Source organism: Sphingobacterium yanglingense, from assembly GCF_004363245.1.
Classification (GTDB): Bacteria; Bacteroidota; Bacteroidia; order Sphingobacteriales; family Sphingobacteriaceae; genus Sphingobacterium; species Sphingobacterium yanglingense.
Genome location: NZ_SNYV01000013.1, coordinates 65,184 through 86,880, shown reverse-complemented (window position 1 = coordinate 86,880; position 21,697 = coordinate 65,184). Strand labels below are relative to the sequence as shown.

Below are 21,697 nucleotides of genomic sequence, written 5' to 3'. Positions count from 1 at the left end.
TATTATCAATAACCTCAATATTAGATAGGCTGAAATCAATAGCACCGGCAACAAACGTAACCAATGCAGGGCTTCCTACCGTGATCGCTCTACCACCAGCAGTAGCTGTGATACTAGCTGTACCGATCTTCTCACTGGTCAATGTCAATTCGAACTGGCCATTAGCATCTGAAGTACCAATTAATGTAGATGTCTGAACGCCTGTCAAACCTGAAACGGTATACGCTACCGTGATACCCGCAATAGGCATGTCAAACTTATCGCGTATCTGCGCTTCGACCGTATTCATATCCGAACCATCTGCAACGGCTGTACCTTTTTTAACTACAAGTTTCGATTTATCATAGTCAACCTCTTGGGCTTTGATATTTAATACAATTTCACCTGTATAGGCATCACATCCTTTATCAGAAGTTAGTAAAGCTCTGAATTTGACTTGAGAACCAGCCGGTTTTAATGGCACAGCATATGTAAATGCTGTCTTGTCCGTACCAGCTACGGTATACTCATTCCAAGTACCACTCTCATTAACTTCCCATTTTGCTATAGTTGTAGTCGCATCTGTTGTAACCTCTACCTTCATTTGCTCGTATGGAGCCAACGTAATTGCAGTTTGTTCCACATCATTGAGCTTGATACTTGATGTCGTCGGCAATGCATTAACCTTGACAGTTATCTCCTGTCTTGGTCCTACCGCACAATCGTAACGTTTAGCCTGTACATAATACGTGTAAGTACCAGGTTGTACACCTGTAGGAAGTTTAAAGTTCAGATTGTCTGTCGTTGTTAAGGAGTTCCCCTTATCATCGAACAATTCATAAGTGGTACAACCGTCTTGCATCTGGATCCGTAAATCGTCCGCTGCACACACCTCAAAGCTCATAGAACCATCGTCCACATTGGCTATTTTAGGCACTAGCGCTACATCATAAACATTTACGAAATCACCGCCTACTGACACAAACTTGCCATAGGCAACATCGACCCTATCGTAAATTAATCCATCCGAAGGAATAGTTAATATTGCCTTCTGCGAACCATCTCCCATCAAACCCAACAGACGTAATCCAAGAATATTCTGATCAAAAGGTTGTATTGCATCCCCTACCTTAGTATTCCCAAGGTAACGCTGTATCTTAATATTTGTCAACAAACTAAGACTCAATACCGGTTGACTTGGAATAGCCAAAGTAATGTGCAATGAATCTGTAGCCGTACTTCTTGTTTTGAAAACTGGTGTAATAAAGCCTTCATTGAGGATGCCTGCGCCCGCCCAAAATTCGGCAAATGTATTTGGATTATTATCTACTGCTTTCCATGGGTCTTTGACTGTAGCCAAAGAGCTAGCTACTCCAAGGCCAATAGTGCGTACTCCATGGTACAGATCTAGAATATCCCTGTTCGTGCTTGCGTCAATAGGATCACAATTTACCGATCCACTCTTTGTATAATAAGCTCCATACAAACGGACATTCTGCGCCACACTAACCAGTGCACCTTGTATTACACGTACGCCAGTATAAGGTTTTGCTACACCTCCTTCGGTCGGCACAAAAGTAAACTCTACAACGTTATCAGCGTTCAACAAATCTAAAATCGCACCTTGTACACCACGGATCGCTCCTATATCACCATCATCATTATAGCCTACTACCGTAATACCACCTGCAAGCATCAATCCACTATATTCTTTACCAAGCTTAACGGTTACAGGAGTTCCTGCAGGTACCTTGTGTCCAAAATTTAAATTCTGCCATACCGTACCTATCCCCAATAGACCAACCCCAGTAGTTAATGTAGAATATGTCTTCACATTCCCATCAACAGCTTGTTCTTCCTTAGAAACTCCTCCCGTAATCACTGAACTCCAGCTTTGACTTGAAGCATAAACGCGTTGTACGGACGGAGGACACTGGTCTGGATCAAATACAGTAATGGTAATCGTTGTACTAGAAACACAACTACCTGCACTAGCTTCCACACGTAAAGTATAAGTACCTTCAGCAGAGAATGAAATATTCTTCAGCCAGTTTTCCACATTAGCAGGATCTACTTCAGCATTATTTTGGTCATACCATTTGACAGTTGTCGTAGCCGGCGATACCGTAGGACCACTAACACCCCATAAATCAAGCACCGCCCCCTTCGAAATTGCGAATGAGGTCTGTTTACTTTCCAGTTTAACAACAGCCATTTCATTCACCGTTATTACATGATTTTGGGCAGTACCTACAGCATTCTCACAGTAGTTATCACCTGATACAGTGACGTACAATGTATTCACCCCGATACGACTCGCGTCTGCGATTGATTCAAAAGTATTACCTTCATAGATCAATTCGGTCAATGCAGCATCTTTATACCACCTGATCACCGGGTTTATAATCTGAGGTGTAGGTTGAGTCAACGTAGCTTGGAAAAGCATCTTACTGCCCTCGCAGACTTCCGTTGGGCCGTTTACTGTAATAAATCCAGCTTTACCTCTAGGTGTCACCGTAACAGCAACTTCTTTGGCTTCTGCGGGTAGATTCTCGCAAACACCTGTTCCCTGAACGGTAACAAAATAAGATGTTGTAACTGTCAATGCTGGAGATGGTGTAAAACTAGCTCCTGTATGTACCAATGTAGTTAATCCAGCATCACTATACCATTTAAATATAGGGTTATTAATTTGTTTCCCCGATGATAAAGCGGCTGTAAGCGTTGTATTATCTCCTTCGCAGATCGTCGTACCCGCAACAGCAATATCTGCTGCCACAGCGCGTGGGTTGACAGTTACCACAAGTGTGGCTGCAGTATTCGGAGCATTCTCACACAGACCATCAGCACTCACAGTGACATAATACGTATGCGTACCTTCAACGGTTGGTATAGTTGTGGATACTAATTCCGTTAGCAATTCAGCCTGTTCGTAGAATCTGATTACAGGATTTCGATTCGCTAAAGATATATCGATATAAACAGAGTCCTTTAAATTAATAGACCCGTCTGCACATGCCACAATATCTCGTGCAGTGACCAAGTCGGCAGTCGCTCGAGGGCTAACTGTTACACTAACTGTCTTACCTGGTGTTTGGAAACAAGCTCTTCCACCTTCGATACTTACGACATAGGTATGTGTGCCCGCAGTGCTAGGTGTCACTGTATAGGTATCTCCTTTATGTACGATAGGCCCATTATCGGATCCTCTACGCCATACAAAGTCTGCGCCTGTAGGCATCGAACCTACGGCAAGAGTTGCTGTAAATGTAGTCTGTTCATCTAAGCATATCACCGAAGAGACAGGTGTTACATCTATATTACTTGCAGATACTGGATCGCAGTCCGATAGAACTGTCTCTGTAGCTGTCTCGGTATCTGTGGTATTATCTTCTTTTGTAAAAGTTACTGTCGCAATATTTACAACAGGATCGCTGTCCGGCAAATTAGCTACGGCTGTTAGTTGAATCGTAACAGTTGCTGACGCACCTACCGACAGGCCTCCAATAGTATGTGTTACTCCGGTACCTCCGACGACTGTCTGCGCAACGCCGTTGACCTTAACTTGATTTGTAAAGTAACTAGGTACCGCCAATAAAGGATCTGTTACAGTGACATTTGTCAAATCTTTATTTCCTGTATTCTCGACCGTAAGGACATATGTCAATGTCTGCCCTTCCTCAATTTTCTTAGCCCCCGTGGCATTCGCTCCAACTTTTGTAAAAGTCACTTGCGAGTTATCCACAACAGGAATATCCGTCGTCCCTGCCCCCCCCGGTTCATTAGGGTCATTTGGATCCGGTTGTACAGTGGGCGTAGGTGTTAAGCCATCACCTTCTACTGTCGCAATATTACTAATGGTATTAATGCGGCTCAGGTCTGCATTGACACGTACAGTAAATGTGCGTGTTATCGTCTGACCGTAGTTAATATTAATCGGTGTAGTACCAGTAGCACCAAAAGTTACACGAGTACCGTCAAAAAAACCACCGGAAACATATGTAATACCAGCCTGTAGTTCATCAGCAATCTTGACATTCGTCAATTGCGTGTTTCCTGTATTTCGGATGTGGATGGTATATTCCACCAACTCTCCTCCCTGAACAGTCTGTATAGACGGGTCTCCATCAATAATAAATGACTTCCATGTGGTTACTTTACCCACTTTGGCAACCGGAACCTCTGTCGGATCACCAGGATTTTTGTTTGGATCAGGACCAACAATAGGATTCATTGGATCAGCCGGAGTAGTCTGTACCGGTGTCCCTCCGACAGTAACTGTAGCTACGTTGCTAATAGAATTAACTCCAGTCAAGTCGTTATTAACCGTAACAGAGAAAGTGACAGACTCTGTAGCACCTACGGCTATATTTAAATCTGGGAAAGTTATAGAACTTCCGGCAGCTAGGGTTGTCCCTGTTGGTACAGCTTCTGTAACCTTAACGCCTGTTAAAGCTTGGTTACCTGTATTTTTAATATATATGGTATACTCTATTGTTTCGCCTCCGGACACAAAAGCAACTACTGTCCCTGCCTGTGAGGCCCCAGCATATTTCCAAGTAGATATTGATGAGATTTGATCAACTGGTATATCCGTTCCTTTATCTCCATCTGTTTTTGGCTCATTCGGATCCGCTGCAGATGGGGGGAAAGTTTCCGTTCCTGGATCTGCAACATCTTTCTTAACCAATGCAACGTTGCTAATTTTAGTAACACCCGTTAGATCTGGATTTACAGTAACTTTGAAACTCACAGTCGTAGTAGCTCCTGCCGCTACATCAATATCAGTAAATGTCACTACATCATTTGCAAATGTACCTCCCGATCCTGCTACATAAGTAGTATTGGCAGGAATAGCATCCGTAACGATATAATCGTTCAGCGCCACAGAACCTGTGTTGCGTACATGGATAGTATATTCTACTTCTTCACCACCTTTTACAGTCTTAATATTTGCATCATTACCTACTTTGAATGACTTCCAAGCAGTGAATAAAGGTAAATTACAATCTTGAACGATGTAGTACAAACGAACATCCGGAACTCCCACAGTAGCGCTTACCAAAGAATTTAATCTCAGAGCAATTTCGTCTACCTCTTGATCCATCGCAAAATCTACATCATGCGCACCACCATTATTAAATAAAGTACCTAAAGAAACTCCACCTAATACTGCTGTTTGCAATGGCTCATTATAAGTTTCTACACCGTCTTTATACCCTACGATTCTGATACCATCAAAAACAGAGACATTAACAGTTCCTGTGCCTACTTCCATCTTTAATCTAAATGGTGTATTAGCCGCAACGGTATTAGTATATTGTATATTTTGTTGAATATGTCCTGCGACACTTAAATTACCAAGGCTTAAGGTTGAATAATCACCATTATTATTGTTGTTCAATGCTTTGAACGCATCTTTAACCCCATATGAACCAACCCCTGTAATACCGACCGAAAGTCCACTACCGTCCCAAGAAGTAGAGAATCCCTCTTGACAACCAGAAAAATCAGTTTCATGGCACATGCCGTATACGTGTAGATTATATCCGTTGGCTAGCACACCTATTAAAGATTCGGAAAATGCTTTAATTTCTACACTTGTATAATCAAGATTCGGTGAGATAGCTACATAATGTCTACCTGCTTTATCTTGGACTATTTTTATCAATCCATTAGCATCAGCAAAGCCATTTCTGCTACTTCCTTCTAGAACTTTATTAGCACCATTTTTGGCACGGACCACGAAATAATTATCACCTAGAGCGACATTATTTAGCAATCCATATACTGCTTCACCAATACTTCCTGACAATAATGACTCAAGTATACCTGCATCATCACCTATCCTTAAGTAAGAAGTTGTATTCGCACCTACAGCTGCACCATATTTCAATTCAAGAATACTTTCTTTGTTGCCGATACCAAAGATCGCACCTGCGTCTGACCGCATGTTTGCATAGGTATTATAATCTCCGTCCACCGCATTGGTTACATCATCTACCGCCCTTACGTTACCAAGCTCAACGCCGTCAGCACAAACTGGTGATTTAAACACCTCATTTGGAGAAAGGAAGTCTGGGTCTGGACATCCCGCAGTAATGCGCGACATACCATATAGGCGAATCGGGGCACTGGTATTGACGCCAACCACTGTTTCTATCCGCAGTTCTACACGATTGTATGCCACACCTGGTGCAAAAGTAAAGGATTGTACGCCTCCTGAATTGAATAAACCTAACAAATCAATATTATTGATTAAGCCAGATGCCAACGTCATTTCTTTTACGTTCTGCTCTCCATCGTAGAATATCAACTTGGTATTTCCAAATAAATCTAAATTCAATATTCCTGGATTTGCCAATTGCAAACGAACTCTCAACTCATCGGTGATATCTGATTTCGTTTTGAAATATACCTTTTGAGAGACAGAAGCACCTACTCCTACTATACCTACATTTAATGTCGAATAGTTCGAACTATTGCTGCCATCTAAAGCAAACTCTGGATTAGCCACACCACCTTTTGTCAAATCGGCAATATCTAGAGCAATTCCATTGCCATCCCATGAAGTGAAAGTCGCTTGTTCGCAAGCATCAAACTCAGTCTCCCTACACATGCTATATACTTTCAATGCAGACGATCCCATAGCACCTACTAGAGCAGTATGGTGATATTCTATACGCACTGATTGATAGGCACCTGCAGCTGTAACTGCTAAATAGAACTTACCATCCTTATCTTTTACCAATTTGACAAACTCGCTGTTGAAACCTGCTACACTTGAATGTGCTGTTCCTACTGGATTACCAACAGCATCTTTAGCTTGAACAACTATATACTGGTTACCCAAAGCAACAGAGCCTAAGACATTCCCCAAAGTATTACCTAGTGATCCGCCTAATAACGCTTTAAAAAGATTTCCTTCAGTATCCACCCGTATGTAAGACACCTCGTGTGCCGCAGCTCCGATACCAGAGTATTTCAGTTCAATATGGCTCGAATAGCTACCTAGTCCTGCAGCTACTCCAGCACCTGCAGTAAGCGTGGCATATGTATCTGCACTTGGATTATCAGTAATAGCCTCGTATGGGAAATTTACATTTTCAAAACTTGTCACTTCGTCGACACAGGCTGGCGTTTTGAAAGGCGGTGTAGTCTTAGGATCCCACTTTAATTCGGGATCTGGACAAGCCTGTGAAAAACGTTCAATACTATATATTTCCAGTGGAACTGAAATAATATTCGCATCCACCAGAGAAGCGATTCCGACTGCTACTCTATCAAAAGACTTCCCTGGCGCAAATGGAAGATTAACCATTTGTCCTGAGGAAAGCAAATTCAATAAATCCAGTCCTGGGATTAACCGCTCATTTAAGCGTTGTGAATACACTTCTTGCTCACCATCATATGCTTTTACAATAATGCTACCAAGTACATTTGCAGTGACTACGCCATTATTCTGCATCTTCATTTTCACTCTAAAGTGATCTCGATCAGTAGAAAGCCCATGAAATTGAACATGTTGCATCATTGTTCCAGCAATGCCAACTGCTCCTACACTTATTTTGGATGCTGTAGTAAGATTAGCCTTACCATCAGAGCCTAAATCTATTGCGTTTTGCGCCTCAGTTACTCCTGCTGCGCCTAGACCTAATAAATCTAATGTAATACCCGAAGACTCAGAGAACGTCGCAAAACCTTGCTCACATGGCTCTGCCCCCGTAGCGTGACATGCATGATAGACATTCATAGTTTTTACAGTCCCAAGTCCCACCAATGCACCCAGATTCTCTGTAATTCTAACTGAATTTATTTCAACATCCGGTGTGATTGCAATATAATAATGTCCGTTTTTATCTTGTACAATCCTCGCACCTCCTGCACCAACTTTGCCTATACTAGAGAGTCCATCATTACTTGATCGGCTATAAACCACAGCTCCATTACTCTTTCCTTCAATCGTAAAGTAATGGTTCCCGAATAAAACGTTACCTACAACTCCGTTCAATAATCCTCCCACACTACCATTCAGCAGACCTCCTAGTACTTCATTATCAAAATCTATACGCACGTAAGTAGTTTTTCCAGCGGCTACTGGAGTTGCAAATCCCATCTCGACAAAACCATTATAAGCACCTACACCCACAGCAATTCCGGAGCTTGCTTCTAGTGTAGTATAGGTATCGTTATTTCCATCAATGGTATTAGTAGGAAAATTCGCGTGTTGATGAGCGATAAGTCCCACTGCACAATTCTTTTGTGACAACATGGGCGAAGTCGGAGTCGGTGTTACAATATTAGGATTCACACAAGTCACACCATCATAACGCTGCACATCGTAAATCTTAATATCAGGAGCTGCTAAGCTCAACCCGACTAAAGCACTGGAACGAATTTCTATTTGATCAAATTTCGCTCCTAATCCAAACGTTAATGTTACGGGTTGCCCATTTTGCAGCAATCCTAGCAAATTTGTTCCTGCAAGCAATCCGCTACTTAAAGATTTTGTCGCAACTGTCTGTCCATTATTTTTGAATATAACATCTATACCACTCAAAACCTTTAAATCTAATAAACCACCAGATCCGAGCGCCAATTTAATATTCGCGGTAGACGTTTCATCTGTAGCCGTTGGAAAATAAAAATTCTGAGATATACTTCCGGCAACACTAAGTCCCAAAACTGAAGAAGCCTTTAAAGTCGTAAAAGTATTAGGATCTGTGTCAATAGCATACTTTATTGTTCCATTATCTATAGGAAGAACATCTAATGTCAAACCAGTACTGGTACCATCAAAAGAGGTGAAGAATGGCCGTCCACAATCCTTATTATTATCTTCATAGTAAAAGGCATTATAAACATCTAATGTTTTTACAGTGCCTAAACCTAAAAGAGAACCAGTTTTATTTGTTATACGAATACGATCATATCCACTTGCTGGACGCATTGCTAACACGTAACTACCGTCCGCATCAATTAACAGCTTAACGTTATCTGTACCAAAACCTTGCGTACTCGATCGTTTTAAAACGGAATTAGCCCCCAATCGAGCATCAAACTCCATTTCTTGTCCACCAATTAAAACAGCATTCAAAACAACTCCTAAAACATTACCTAAACTCCCGCCTAGCAAAGCTTTAAAAAGATCTCCATCTCCCTGAATCCTAACGTAAGACCAGGTATTCGCGGGTAATGTACTTGGAAACTTGAGTTCAATAACACCCTCAAATGATCCTAGACCTAGCAATAAACCTGGCGAGCCAATAAGCCGTGCGTACGAATCATCATCTGTCAAAGCATTATTAGGCTCCTCAACGGTTTTCTTTGTTTTAGTGACAAGTGGAACGTTCTCTAAAAGATCTTTAGCAGTGTTAGGACTTGTATAAGTCACCTCATTAGCCAGAATCTTCGTCTGCCCCCTGGCCCATCCAGGCATCAGCAACAAACTACAATAAGTAACCAGCATAAACAGGAAGCTTAACGAACGGCTTCGCAATAATCCAGGGGCTTGACTTGCATTTTTCATATATATCAACAACTTGGTATGGACTCTGAGCCCGCGAATCCGCGCACTCAAATACATCATTACAATTTCAACTAGGTAGCATCTATCATATGTAACATGATAAATACATTACAAAACTAAATGTTACTCTTTATTAAAAAAAATTATTCAAACGAAAGTTTTAAGATTATTTTCGGAATATTAATTAACTAAAACAATATTTAAATATATTTAAAATAGAGGTTAGCCGACTAAAAAGCTTTACCATTGCGACAAATTTTCTTGAAACGAATAAAAAAAACGGAAGTCATTAAATACTTTCACCAAACAGTTAACATGTGTCACTAAAAAAAGTGATATATATCACTTTTTTTAGTGACACATGTTATTAAATTAACCAAAGAGAATGTTTTAGTTTCATTTTGTAAATTTTAAGCTACAAAAACACCTACTAAACATTAAAAATAGTTGTCGGCACAACATTCAACGCTCGTTGAACAAAACAAAAAAACCTCAGATTTGGACTGAGGTTGATATAAAAATGAAATACTGATAGTTAGCTTTTTTTGAGACAAAAAGAGAAAACACTGCCTACCCCATATTCACTTTCTACAGTAATAGTGCCTCCCTGTGCCTCGATAAATTCTTTACTGATACTCAGCCCCAATCCTGTCCCTTCTTTTTTAGAACCGGGAACCCTAAAATAACGGTGAAAGATCTTGTCCATATACTCAGGAAGTATCCCCTGCCCTGTATCCCTTACAGCAAACCATATTTTGTCTTCCTTACTATATACGTGGATATATACTCTAGATTCATCGTGCGAATAGCGCAACGCATTGGAAAGAAGATTAGTCAGCACCCACGCTGTTTTTTCAGAGTCGGCCTGTACTTCGGCAGTAGGCTCATCAATATCAACTACCACCTGTATATGCCGTTGATCCATTGCTGCGCGATTGGCCTCGACAGCATACTCCACGATAGGTCGTACTTCCGTGGAGGCCACATTCATTTGTATCGCACCACTTTCGACCTGTGCCATATTCAGTAGCTCACCTGTAATATCCAAAAGACGCTGTAAATCATCTTTAATACCTAACACCAGCCCGTTTTGCTCCTCATTCAACTCGCCAACCTGCTTATTTTCGAGCAACTGTATGCCTAATTTGATAGAAGCTATAGGTGTTTTAAACTCGTGTGACACCGTTCCAATGAAATTGGTTTTAGCCAAATCCATTTCTTTAAAAGCAGTAATGTTTTTCAACAGAATAACCCGTCCTATAAACTGTTCACCCTCCTCCCCAGTAGGAACGATATTGATATTAACCAATTCCTTTTCAAAATAACTTTCTTTACCATCCGCATATATCTTAAGCGTCTTAGTACCTGGTATAGCATCCACACTTCTATTCCAATCAAGGTACACATCCCGCAACAGATCGTTGTGCAGTACCAGATCTCGAATTGACCGACCTATCAATTCCTCATTTTTCATCCCTGTTACCTTACAGGCTTGCTCGTTTGCAAATAGAATAACCTCGTCCTCATCCGTTCCGATCACTGGATCATGCATTCGCTCGATAAGGGTATCTATACGTTTCTTACTTTTTAACAACTTATCCAATTTGCTATCCGCATACTCTTCCAACTTTTCGGCCATCGTATTAAAAGACTGTGCCAGCTCTCCAAACTCCCTGTGACCGGAAAAGAAAACACGCTTCTTATAATTTTGATTGGCGATCTCCTTGATACTTGCAGAGAGTTCGGTAATCGGATCGGCAATAGACGATGGAAGATTGACCAACAGTACAAAAGCAATCAAAAAGCACAATGCTCCTGTTATCGATATAATCACAATAGCACGATGAGCCGTATCATCCGCTATATCGCTCTTCCGTTCGATAGCTCCCATGTTCAATCGCATCAGCTCGGTAATATCAGTACGTATAGCCGCTATCAGGACGGGATCATCCGGCTTTTGCTCCAATGCCTGTAAATGTTGTAAAATCAACTGTGTAGCATCACGCTCACCTATTTCCGTCATATTGCGGCTTTGCTTATCCAGATTCTCCTTAAATAGATTCACTGCAACAGGATCTGTATCCAATTCGTCAAGTACAGTCAACATATTATTCGCATACTGTAGGGTATTGTAATTGGCAACAAGAATATTGTTCGTATCTCTTTTCAACTGATTGACATACCAACCACTGACCGCAGCCAGCAAGACAATCAGGAAGAATAACATCCCTACCCCAAACGTAATTTTTGCTTTTATGTTCATCTTCATAACCTATCCTATAATATAATCAGGGAGCTATCAGCTCAAAATAACCAAGTCTATATTTTCCTTGGACAATTTATTCAATAAGGTATTAAACGTATCCGTTGCCAAAATAATCCGTAACAAGGTCATATGTGGCTTCCCGATACATACCGTCGTTATCTTACGCTCCTCACATTGTGTCAAAATAGCCTGCGTAATACCATTGCTTTTTATCTTTACGATCTCAGCCCCCAATTCGGTTGCCAATTTAAAATTATTAATGAGATGGCGCTGTTTATCTAAGGCTATCTTATCCACACTTTCTTTACCTGTCTGCACGTAGAGCACATACCATACCGCATTGTAATAGTTGGCCAGTCGGGCGGTCTTACGAATTATTGTGCGAGCGGTCTTTTCATTCGAACTGATACAAGCCATTAGCCGCTCTTTCTTTACCGCACGCAGCGGAGCGACCTCCGATTCGACTTTTCGTTGCACTTGAGAAGCGACTTCTTTTAGGGCCAACTCCCTCAACTGAAGAATATGATCACTCTTAAAAAAATTGACAAGAGCACTGTCAACTTTGCTTTTGTCATAAATTTTCCCTGCCTTTAGGCGATCAATCAATTCTTCGGCTGTTAGATCTATATTCACTACCTCATCGGCCAGTGCGACTACACTATCAGGAATACGCTCACGCACTTCGACGCCAGTAATACGATGTACCTCATCATTCAGGCTTTCGATATGCTGGATATTTACTGCGCTGATCACATTGATCCCTGCAGATAGAATATCCATCACGTCCTGCCACCTCTTCTCATTGGCACTCCCTTCCATATTGGTATGAGCCAATTCATCGACAATCACCACCTCGGGTCGAACAGACAGAATCCCCTGTAGATCCATTTCCTCGAGTTCCTTTCCCTTATAAAACATCCTCTTTCTAGGAATAACAGGAAGCCCCTCTAAGAGCTCATGGGTTTCTTTTCGAAAATGTGTTTCGATATAACCAATCTTAACATCTATACCATTCTTGAGCATAGCATGGGCTTCCTGCAGCATTCTATAGGTTTTGCCAACTCCCGCACTCATGCCTATATACAGTTTGAACTTACCTCGTCTCGATTTTTTTATCAGTTCGAGAAAGTGTTCGGCCCGTTTATTTTCTTCCATACCTCGTCTGTCTAGTAGAGATTAGCTAAAATCGAACAGCCAATGCTGTCGTAGCACTCCAACGTGGACCATCTCGCAATACGAGATTCTTAACCTCCGTACGCCATACTACATTCGGCAGTATGTGATAGTCCGCATTAACGGAACCACCGACAGCTTCCATCCCTCGAGGATCATCAACAGCAATGATGACTCCGTTACGGTCTTTATAGTATTCTGCACGTCCGGCAAAAGCCAATCTAGCATTTGCCCGATACTGCATGATCAGCGCTGCAGTATACCAATGCTGATATTGATTACTTCCTTTTTCACATTGTTCAGCACCAATATCAAATCCGGCAATAAAGTTAATTTTTTCATTCCATTGGTATTGTCCATACAGATTATGAAAGTAACGCATCTGTCGCGTACTATCAGGCTTATCACTTCCGACAAAAGAACTGCTATTAAAGGTCAGGCGTTCGGACGCTCGAAAGGTCAATTGATGGCCAAAAGCAGGAGTCGTATTACCATCTACACGCTGTATCCGCTGCCAGCCATTAAGCGCCAGCAATGCCATCTGCCATCTTTTATTGCGCGTCTGATAAGAGAGCTTAGCTCCTGTCTCAAAATAGGGCGAATTTTCAGCCATTATACTTCTGGTCAAAGTAGGACAGTTCATTCCTTCAGCGCTCTCAAACCCAATATGAGAAGGTAATATCCCCACATCAAGCCAAAGTTCATGCGTAGACGAAAGCCGGACTCCGAGATTAGCCTCATATATATTCTTTAAGACATCAGGCTCTGCAGCATAATTGGCACTCATATAAGAGCCCACACCGATTCCTAAATTTGTACGCATACGTTCTGTTTCATAAGAAGCCTTTACCAACCCCAAATTTAAACTAACCTCATTGTTTCGATTGTGACTGTATATAAAGTTAGGTCTTTGATTTGATTTATCTACATTAAAATCCCGTTGATAATACACTTCAGCATATCCACTGATACGTAATCCGTTATTCTCTTGAGCCTGAGCGAAGAAAACCCCTCCTACCAACAGACCTGTCCAAGTAGCTGTTACACAGTTCATATCTAAATAATTTGTATTTCAATGGCCATATGGAATATCCAAACTATATTCATCCGTGTTTGTGCAGCATGTGCTACATGGATATTTCATATTCCATACATTTAATTTACTTGCCCAGACGGTCTAAAGCTAGGTTGAGCATTAATACATTCACTTTCTCTGGCCCTAATAATCCTAAAAGAGGTTGTTCCGTATTGTCTCCAATAAGTGCAAGCACCTGTGCTTCATTAATATTTCGTTGTTTCGCGATTCTAGATACCTGTACCTGTGCAGCAGCAACTGAGATATGTGGATCCAATCCGCTACCACTAGCAGTCACGAGATCTACAGGTATATCCGAAGCTTTGACACCAGGATTGTGTTGTAAAAAATCTGCTATACGTTGTTGAACTGCAGCAAGGTATTCCTGATCATTCGGACCTTTATTACTAGCCCCGGATCCTGCGGCATTATAATCCACCGCAGAAGGTCTAGACCAGAAATACTTCGATTCCTGAAAAGATTGTCCTATATTTTTATAATACGTCTTTCCATCCTGTTGGATAGTGACACCCTTTCCCTTGCCTTCAGACAATTGTCCCACGCCCCAAAGTAGGGCTGGATATGCTAAAACGAATAGAACGAGCAATGCTAACGTCAGTTTTATCGCTGGTAATATATTTGTGTTCATATTAAAATCTTTATATAGTTTTCAGATAATTAAAAGAAAATAGAAATCGCCATATCAATCAGTTTGATACCTACAAAAGGCACCAGCACACCTCCTAATCCATATATCAATAGATTTCTACGTAACAGTGCACTAGCTCCGATCGGTTTGTAAGCCACCCCTTTTAGTGCCAACGGAATCAAAATGGGGATGACGATTGCATTAAAAATAACTGCCGCAAGTATGGCACTTTCGGGACTGTGCAATCGCATGATATTAAGTCCTTGCAGCGCAGGAATAGCTGCGACAAATAGTGCCGGTATGATCGCAAAATATTTGGCCACATCATTCGCTATACTAAAAGTAGTCAGTGTACCACGTGTCATCAACAACTGCTTCCCGATCTCAACTACCTCAATGAGTTTCGTAGGGTCATTATCCAAGTCCACCATATTGCCAGCTTCCTTAGCAGCCTGGGTACCACTATTCATCGCTACGCCGACATCTGCCTGTGCGAGTGCTGGAGCATCATTTGTACCATCTCCCATCATCGCCACCAATCGACCTGCCATCTGTTCTTTCTTAATATAATTCATCTTATCCTCAGGCTTTGCCTCTGCGATAAAATCATCCACTCCTGCTTTCTCTGCGATATAACGAGCAGTCAATGGATTGTCTCCCGTAACCATCACCGTCTTAATCCCCATTTTACGTAAACGCTCAAAACGCTCCTGTATACCCGTCTTAATAATATCCTGTAGTTCGATTACACCTAATGCTTTATTATTTTCCGTTACCACCAGTGGAGTTCCTCCATTTTCCGAGATACGCTTTACATGCACGAGAATATCTTCGGGGAATACATGACCAGCCTGTTCGACCTGAGCACGCATAGCATCGGTAGCTCCTTTTCGTATCTTTCTATCACCAATATCTACCCCTGAACTACGGGTCTCGGCCGTAAATCGAATGAAATTCAAATCGGCCAAACCATGCTCAAAGACAGGAATACCTTCTTTTAGATAAGCAATCCGATCTTTATCCATCGAAAGCCTCGCTTGTTCGGTCACAGCAGCCAGCTCGACGATAGATTTACCTTCAGGAGTCTCATCCACTACAGAACTTAACAAAGCAGCTTCTATCAAAGCAGCCTTATTGCCCCCTTCTACACCATAAAAATTAGTTGCCTTTCTATTTCCGATAGTAATCGTACCTGTCTTGTCCAGTAGCAATACATCGATATCCCCTGCTGTCTCCACGGCCTTACCACTTTTGGTAATAACATTCGCTTTCAGCGCACGGTCCATCCCAGCGATACCGATAGCAGATAGTAATCCACCGATAGTCGTCGGGATTAGACATACAAACAGAGCTATAAACGATGCAATAGTGATAGGCACATTCGCATAATCAGCAAAAGGCTTTAAGGTGACTGTCACCAGAATAAATACCAATGTAAACCCAGCCAATAGAATAGTCAACGCTATTTCATTGGGTGTCTTCTGTCTGCTCGCTCCTTCGACCAAAGCAATCATTTTATCCAGAAAGCTCTCCCCTGGTTGTGCGGTGACCTGCACGACTATACGGTCAGACAGCACCTTAGTACCTCCTGTTACCGAACTTTTGTCCCCCCCAGCTTCTCTGATCACCGGTGCAGACTCGCCCGTAATTGCACTCTCATCAATTGTTGCCAAACCTTCGACAATCTCCCCATCCGAAGGGATTACATCACCTGCTACACATTGAAAAGTATCCCCTTTGCGTAATAGAGCAGAAGAAATAGTACGACCATCCATCATTTTAGCTGGTGTATCCTCCCGTGTCTTTCGTAGACTATCCGCCTGTGCCTTGCCTCGAGCCTCCGCGATTGCCTCTGCAAAATTTGCAAACAACAGCGTCAACAACAATACGACAAACACGACAAAATTATATATTAGCCCCCCCTGATTCTTCTCACCTAAGGCAATCCAGATACAGACCATCAACATAATCAGCGTCCCCAACTCGACCGTAAACATAATAGGATTACGATACATATGAGTAGGGTTCAACTTTATAAAAGATTGCTTTAACGCAGCTTTTACCATATCTCCTTGAAACAAGGATTTATTATTTTCCATTACAGTAGTATTAATAGTATATTTTCCTAGAGTGTATAATGCGCTTTATTTTTTTGACAAACTTTCTATTTCCAGATTAACGCATAGAGAAATATTCGGCCAAAGGTCCCAATGTCAATGCGGGGAAGAAGGACAAGGCCGCTACGATCATGATCGCCGTGAAGATCATCAGACCAAATGTTGTAGTATCCGTCTTTAATGTTCCTTCTCCTTCTGGAATAAATTTCTTCTCTGCCATCAATCCGGCAATAGCAACAGGACCAATAATCGGCAGGAAGCGGCTCAAGATCAAAACAATACCCGTACTGATATTCCACCAAGGTGTGTTATCCCCCAAACCTTCGAATCCACTTCCATTATTCGCAGAAGCTGAGGTATACTCATACAACATTTCACTAAATCCATGGAATCCCGTATTATTCAGTGTACCTTCAGTCAGTTGCGGAAATGCTGTAGACAATCCTGTACCGACCAGAATCAAGAAAGGGTGTATAAGAGCCACTATCATAGCTATTTTCATTTCCCTTGCTTCGACCTTCTTACCAAACAGCTCCGGTGTTCGTCCCACCATCAGGCCACTGATAAAGACGGCAAGTATTACGAAAACAAAAAAGTTCAATATACCGACTCCAACTCCTCCATAAAAACTATTGATCATCATGGCCAACATTTCATTCATGCCAGACAGTGGCATCGTACTATCATGCATACTATTGACCGAACCTGTCGAGATTACTGTAGTCGCAATACTCCAGAATCCTGTAGCTGCCGCCCCTATACGTATCTCTTTTCCTTCCATGGCTCCCAGGCTATTATTCACGCCCATTTCCGCAATTGCAGGATTACTTTTCATCTCCATATAGATATTCGGAATGACCAACATCAAGAATCCAAAGGTCATAACCGAAAACATCATCCAGGAAAAACGTAACTTCTTAGTGAAGTACCCAAATGCAAACAACATGGCTAATGGAATAATCATCTGTGCCATCATCTCCAACATATTCGTCAGATAGGTCGGGTTTTCAAAAGGATGAGCACCGTTGGTACCGAAGAAACCACCACCATTAGTCCCTACGTGCTTAATCGCAACGAAACCAGCCGCTGGTCCACGGGAAACTTCAACAGTATGCCCTTCCAAGGTCTGTATCGTATCTTTTCCTTCAAATGTCATGGGTGTACCTTGAAAAATAAGGACTATAGCGACCAACAACGATATCGGCAACAATATACGTGTACAGGATAATACCAAGTAATTGTAAAAATTGCCCAATGTAGTGACCGTTTTATCCCGGAATGCCCTAAATACGATAACCGCTGCTGCCATGCCCGTACCTGCACTAACAAACTGGAGGAACATCAACCATAGCTGTGCAAGATAGCTTACGCCTGTCTCCCCCGAATAATGCTGCAGATTACAGTTGACCACAAAGGATATCGTTGTATTAAAAGCTAAATCCGCAGACATACTCGGGTTAGCATCTGGATTGAGTGGTAGACTTCCCTGCGTCGTCAACAAGAGCATACCGATAATAAACCACACCATATTAATGGTCAACATAGCGACCATCTGTTGCTTCCAGCTCATTTCTCTTGATGGATCAATACCACTAAGCTTAAAGAAAAATTTCTCCAAGGGAGCAAAAACTCCATCCAACAGTGTCTTCTGTCCTGCATAAACTCGAGCAATGTACCTACCTAAAGGTATAGCCAGCAGTACAGTCAGAACGAAAAGAATGATAACACTTAAAATTTCTGTGTTCATATGTAAGTATTTATTTCATGACATGCACATTTGCACATCGGTTTCATTTTTAGTTTGTTCTCGCTAGACTCCTTTCTAGTAGAATCTTAATCCCCCCGTCTGATACTAGAATTTTTCGGGGTTTAGCAGCACATAGGCGATATAGCCAAACACTGCAATAGCAACAATAAATAGGACAATCATAGTTTTGATTTTTGAATTAAATTCTCGGCAGTCTGCCGTTGATAAATATGCTGTAACTGCACAGGAATACCTGCGTAAAGCAGCTCCCACTGCCCTTGCGCACACTGTCTTTTCAAGCCTTCAAATGAGCGTACGACCAAGTTTTCAATGAGATATCGTACATACCTATTTCCACTACGGTATAGTCGAGCCATAAATTGAAGATGGGCAGACACCTCAGTCAGCCGATTGTGATGCAATAGATTCTTTAAGAAGTTAACTACAGCCTGTAACACACCGGCGATATTTCGCTTCCGTGACAGCTGTTGTATTTCTTCTTCGATCTCCCTACAATCGTCAGCAAGGTAATTTGCAATGTTTTCTTCATTCACCTTTTTCATCTTCATTAGTTTTCTAAGATGACCTTCAAATACTCTTTTCTAAGCTCTTTAGGTAGCAAGTCCATATGCTGTTTCAAACTTGCCGGACACTCTTCCTGCACCAGCTCCGATAAGAACTCATTCTCGATTGCATTCTTAGTGTATCGATTACCACTCTGGTATAGTAGATTCACCACCTTGGCAATATCCTGTACCCAAAGGAGATCCTCATCTGTTCCAAGATGAATTCTACGGATACAAGAGCAAGCGAGCTGATGCAACAACTCATAATCAGATGTTGCCTCCTCATTATTCTGGATTCCCGGAATCCATTGCTGTAAAGTACTTTTGATTTTGGTTTCCATTTTTTGACCCTCCCATCATTAGATTTTATCGAAAAAAGAGACAGACTTAAAGAGCAATACAAAACAGAGAAGCCCTAGTGTTACTAAAATAATTGACATCATATTTTTCATTTGTTTTTATAGCATAATGCCAAAGCTTATTCCAACTGTGCCACAAAACACACAAACAACTGAAATACAATAAGAAACATTATTTCAGAATAATAACCCCATAAAAAAAGCCTATCAAAATGATAGGCTCTTTCTCAAAATGAGGTATTTTATAGTTTATATTCTTCTATTTTTCGGTATAAGGTTGCTACACCAATCTGCAAAAGACGAGCGGCTTCTGCTTTATTACCTTCGGTATACTGTAATACTTTATGGATATGGACACGTTCCATCTCAGACAAAGACATCGAAGAGGGGACCGCTACCTGCATTCCATCACTTTGCATATCCAGAGGTAGTGTACTTACTTCCAGCGTATCTCCGTCAGCAAGAATTACACTTCGTTCGATTACATTTTTCAATTCCCTGATATTCCCTTTCCATCCGTTATGCACTAATGCAGATAGGTAGTCCGCACTTACAGAGAGAGGTTTCTTACCAGCTTTAAGTGAAAAATCTTGTGCATAGTATAGGGCTAAATCTTTTATATCTTCTTTACGTTCCCGTAATGCTGGTAGATGGATGGCAAATACCGACAATCGGTAAAAAAGATCACTACGAAAACTCTCCTTCGCTATTTCTTCTTCGAGATTCCTATTCGTCGCAGCAATAATACGGACATCCACTTTAGTCGGTTTGGAGTCACCCACTTTCAAAAACTCACCAGTCTCCAGCACACGTAAGATTTTGGCCTGCAGTTCCAGAGCCATCTCACCTATCTCATCCAGGAAAACCGTTCCTTTATGCGCTTCTTCAAACAGCCCTTTCTGGTCTTTATTCGCTCCCGTAAAGGCCCCTGCTCGATGTCCAAATAATTCATTTTCTAATAACTCCCGACTGAATGCAGAGCAATTAATAGCAACAAAGCTTGCTGTCGATCGACTACTTTCCTGATGGATGGACTGCGCAAAGACTTCCTTACCTGTACCAGTCTCTCCCGTGAGTAATACGGTAGTATCTGTTTTCGCAACCTTTTTGGCTAACTCTATCGTACGCTGCAGAGCCTTCGACTTGCCCACAATTTTGTCAAAAGCATACTTCTTTACCAATCGATTTTCTAATTGATTGACTTTCTTAGCCAGCGAGGCCTTATCATAGGCTTTGTACAGCAGCGGAATAATTTTATTATTATCGTCACCTTTTGTGATATAATCAAATGCACCATTCTTTATAGCCTGCACACCGTCAGGAATATTACCATAAGCAGTCAACAGTATGACCTCTGTATAGGGATGCTTTTCTTTTATAAGTTTTACGGTATCGACGCCACTTCCATCCGGGAGTTTTACATCACAGATTACGACATCGATATCGGTTTGATCCAAGCGCTTCAATCCTGATTTAATATCATCCGCTTGAAATACTTCAAATCCTTCCAGACCAATAATTTTAGCCATGAGTTGCCTCAACTTATCTTCATCATCGATTATCAGTACCCTATTCACTTTTTGTCTTAGTTTTATACACGAAGCTATGAAATTCCAAGTACTCTACAATACACTTGCTAAAGATTACGACGGACAAACCAAGGCTGATGTACCAAGTAATAAAAAATCCCTCCCGCAAAATAGGCTACTACATCCCTCCAGTCTGCTGTATTGTAATCCGTGAGATGAGGCATAATCCCCTCGAATACAATGGAAGTCAACAGGGAATAACAAAGTATATGGATCAATGGAAATGAAAAAGGCTTACCTTGGTTAAAAAGTATACAGCCCAAGACCAAAGAAAAATGAACCACTACAGGAACAAAAACAAAATCGGTCAACCAGCCATTTACCAGAGGAATGGGAGTTCCTGCCTGCCGAGAAAACCGAATCAAAAACCAGCAGCTCCAATAGAAAATATAAAGAGGATCCACCAACTCGCGCACTAATGTGCAAACGAGATGGCTATTAACATAGCGATAGCTCCGCATACCATTAAGGTCATAAACATTACAAATCCCAAACGCTTCCCAAACTTTTTTGTCGGAGAATCATCCGGTTTGATATCCATTATCGTTTGTTTTATTTCCTGGTAAGTTGACTTAATCCAGCCTTCTTTTTTACCACTCATAGCTTTGCTTATTTTCAACAAAGGTAACTAAAGTTTTCAAATTTAGA

Annotated in this window: 13 protein-coding genes; all 13 read right to left on the bottom strand. The window is 41.5% G+C overall.

Annotation, left to right across the window (positions count from 1 at the left end):
* On the bottom strand, window positions 1-9,508 hold a 9,508-nt coding region (locus tag CLV99_RS08765; protein ID WP_162850071.1), incomplete at its 3' end, for an Ig-like domain-containing protein.
* Window positions 9,509-10,043: 535 nt separating this feature from the next.
* Window positions 10,044-11,777: an ATP-binding protein gene (locus CLV99_RS08760; protein ID WP_246032721.1), complete on the bottom strand. Its 1,734-nt coding sequence runs from the start codon at window positions 11,775-11,777 to the stop codon at window positions 10,044-10,046.
* A gap of 30 nt (window positions 11,778-11,807) precedes the next feature.
* Window positions 11,808-12,929, bottom strand: coding sequence for a sensor protein KdpD (locus CLV99_RS08755; protein WP_133584133.1), 1,122 nt, complete (start codon window positions 12,927-12,929; stop codon window positions 11,808-11,810).
* A gap of 25 nt (window positions 12,930-12,954) precedes the next feature.
* Complete coding sequence (locus CLV99_RS08750) at window positions 12,955-14,001, bottom strand: porin (RefSeq protein ID WP_133584132.1); 1,047 nt, start codon at window positions 13,999-14,001, stop codon at window positions 12,955-12,957.
* A 106-nt stretch (window positions 14,002-14,107) separates the two neighbouring features.
* Window positions 14,108-14,671: a potassium-transporting ATPase subunit KdpC gene (gene kdpC, locus CLV99_RS08745; RefSeq protein ID WP_133584131.1), complete on the bottom strand. Its 564-nt coding sequence runs from the start codon at window positions 14,669-14,671 to the stop codon at window positions 14,108-14,110.
* A 29-nt stretch (window positions 14,672-14,700) separates the two neighbouring features.
* A complete protein-coding gene (kdpB, locus tag CLV99_RS08740; RefSeq protein WP_133584130.1) occupies window positions 14,701-16,770 on the bottom strand; it encodes a potassium-transporting ATPase subunit KdpB in 2,070 nt (689 codons plus the stop codon).
* A gap of 76 nt (window positions 16,771-16,846) precedes the next feature.
* Window positions 16,847-18,535, bottom strand: a complete 1,689-nt coding sequence (kdpA, locus tag CLV99_RS08735) for a potassium-transporting ATPase subunit KdpA (RefSeq protein WP_133584129.1) — start codon at window positions 18,533-18,535, stop codon at window positions 16,847-16,849.
* A 105-nt stretch (window positions 18,536-18,640) separates the two neighbouring features.
* A complete protein-coding gene (locus CLV99_RS23550) occupies window positions 18,641-18,718 on the bottom strand; it encodes a potassium-transporting ATPase subunit F (protein WP_133584575.1) in 78 nt (25 codons plus the stop codon).
* The gene (locus CLV99_RS23385) at window positions 18,715-19,104 is read right to left on the bottom strand and encodes a DUF7674 family protein (RefSeq protein WP_162850068.1); all 390 of its coding nucleotides are present in this window, start codon (window positions 19,102-19,104) and stop codon (window positions 18,715-18,717) included. Before CLV99_RS23385 ends, CLV99_RS23550 begins: the two co-directional genes overlap by 4 nt.
* Window positions 19,104-19,442 (bottom strand): DUF7674 family protein, encoded by a 339-nt coding sequence (locus tag CLV99_RS08725; protein ID WP_133584128.1) that lies wholly within the window; start codon window positions 19,440-19,442, stop codon window positions 19,104-19,106. Before CLV99_RS08725 ends, CLV99_RS23385 begins: the two co-directional genes overlap by 1 nt.
* 260 nt (window positions 19,443-19,702) lie before the next feature.
* Complete coding sequence (locus CLV99_RS08720) at window positions 19,703-21,037, bottom strand: sigma-54-dependent transcriptional regulator (RefSeq protein ID WP_133584127.1); 1,335 nt, start codon at window positions 21,035-21,037, stop codon at window positions 19,703-19,705.
* 59 nt (window positions 21,038-21,096) lie between these two features.
* Window positions 21,097-21,510, bottom strand: coding sequence for a hypothetical protein (locus CLV99_RS08715; protein WP_133584126.1), 414 nt, complete (start codon window positions 21,508-21,510; stop codon window positions 21,097-21,099).
* Window positions 21,465-21,650, bottom strand: a complete 186-nt coding sequence (locus CLV99_RS08710) for a hypothetical protein (RefSeq protein WP_021070888.1) — start codon at window positions 21,648-21,650, stop codon at window positions 21,465-21,467. Before CLV99_RS08710 ends, CLV99_RS08715 begins: the two co-directional genes overlap by 46 nt.
* Window positions 21,651-21,697 lie beyond the last annotated feature (47 nt).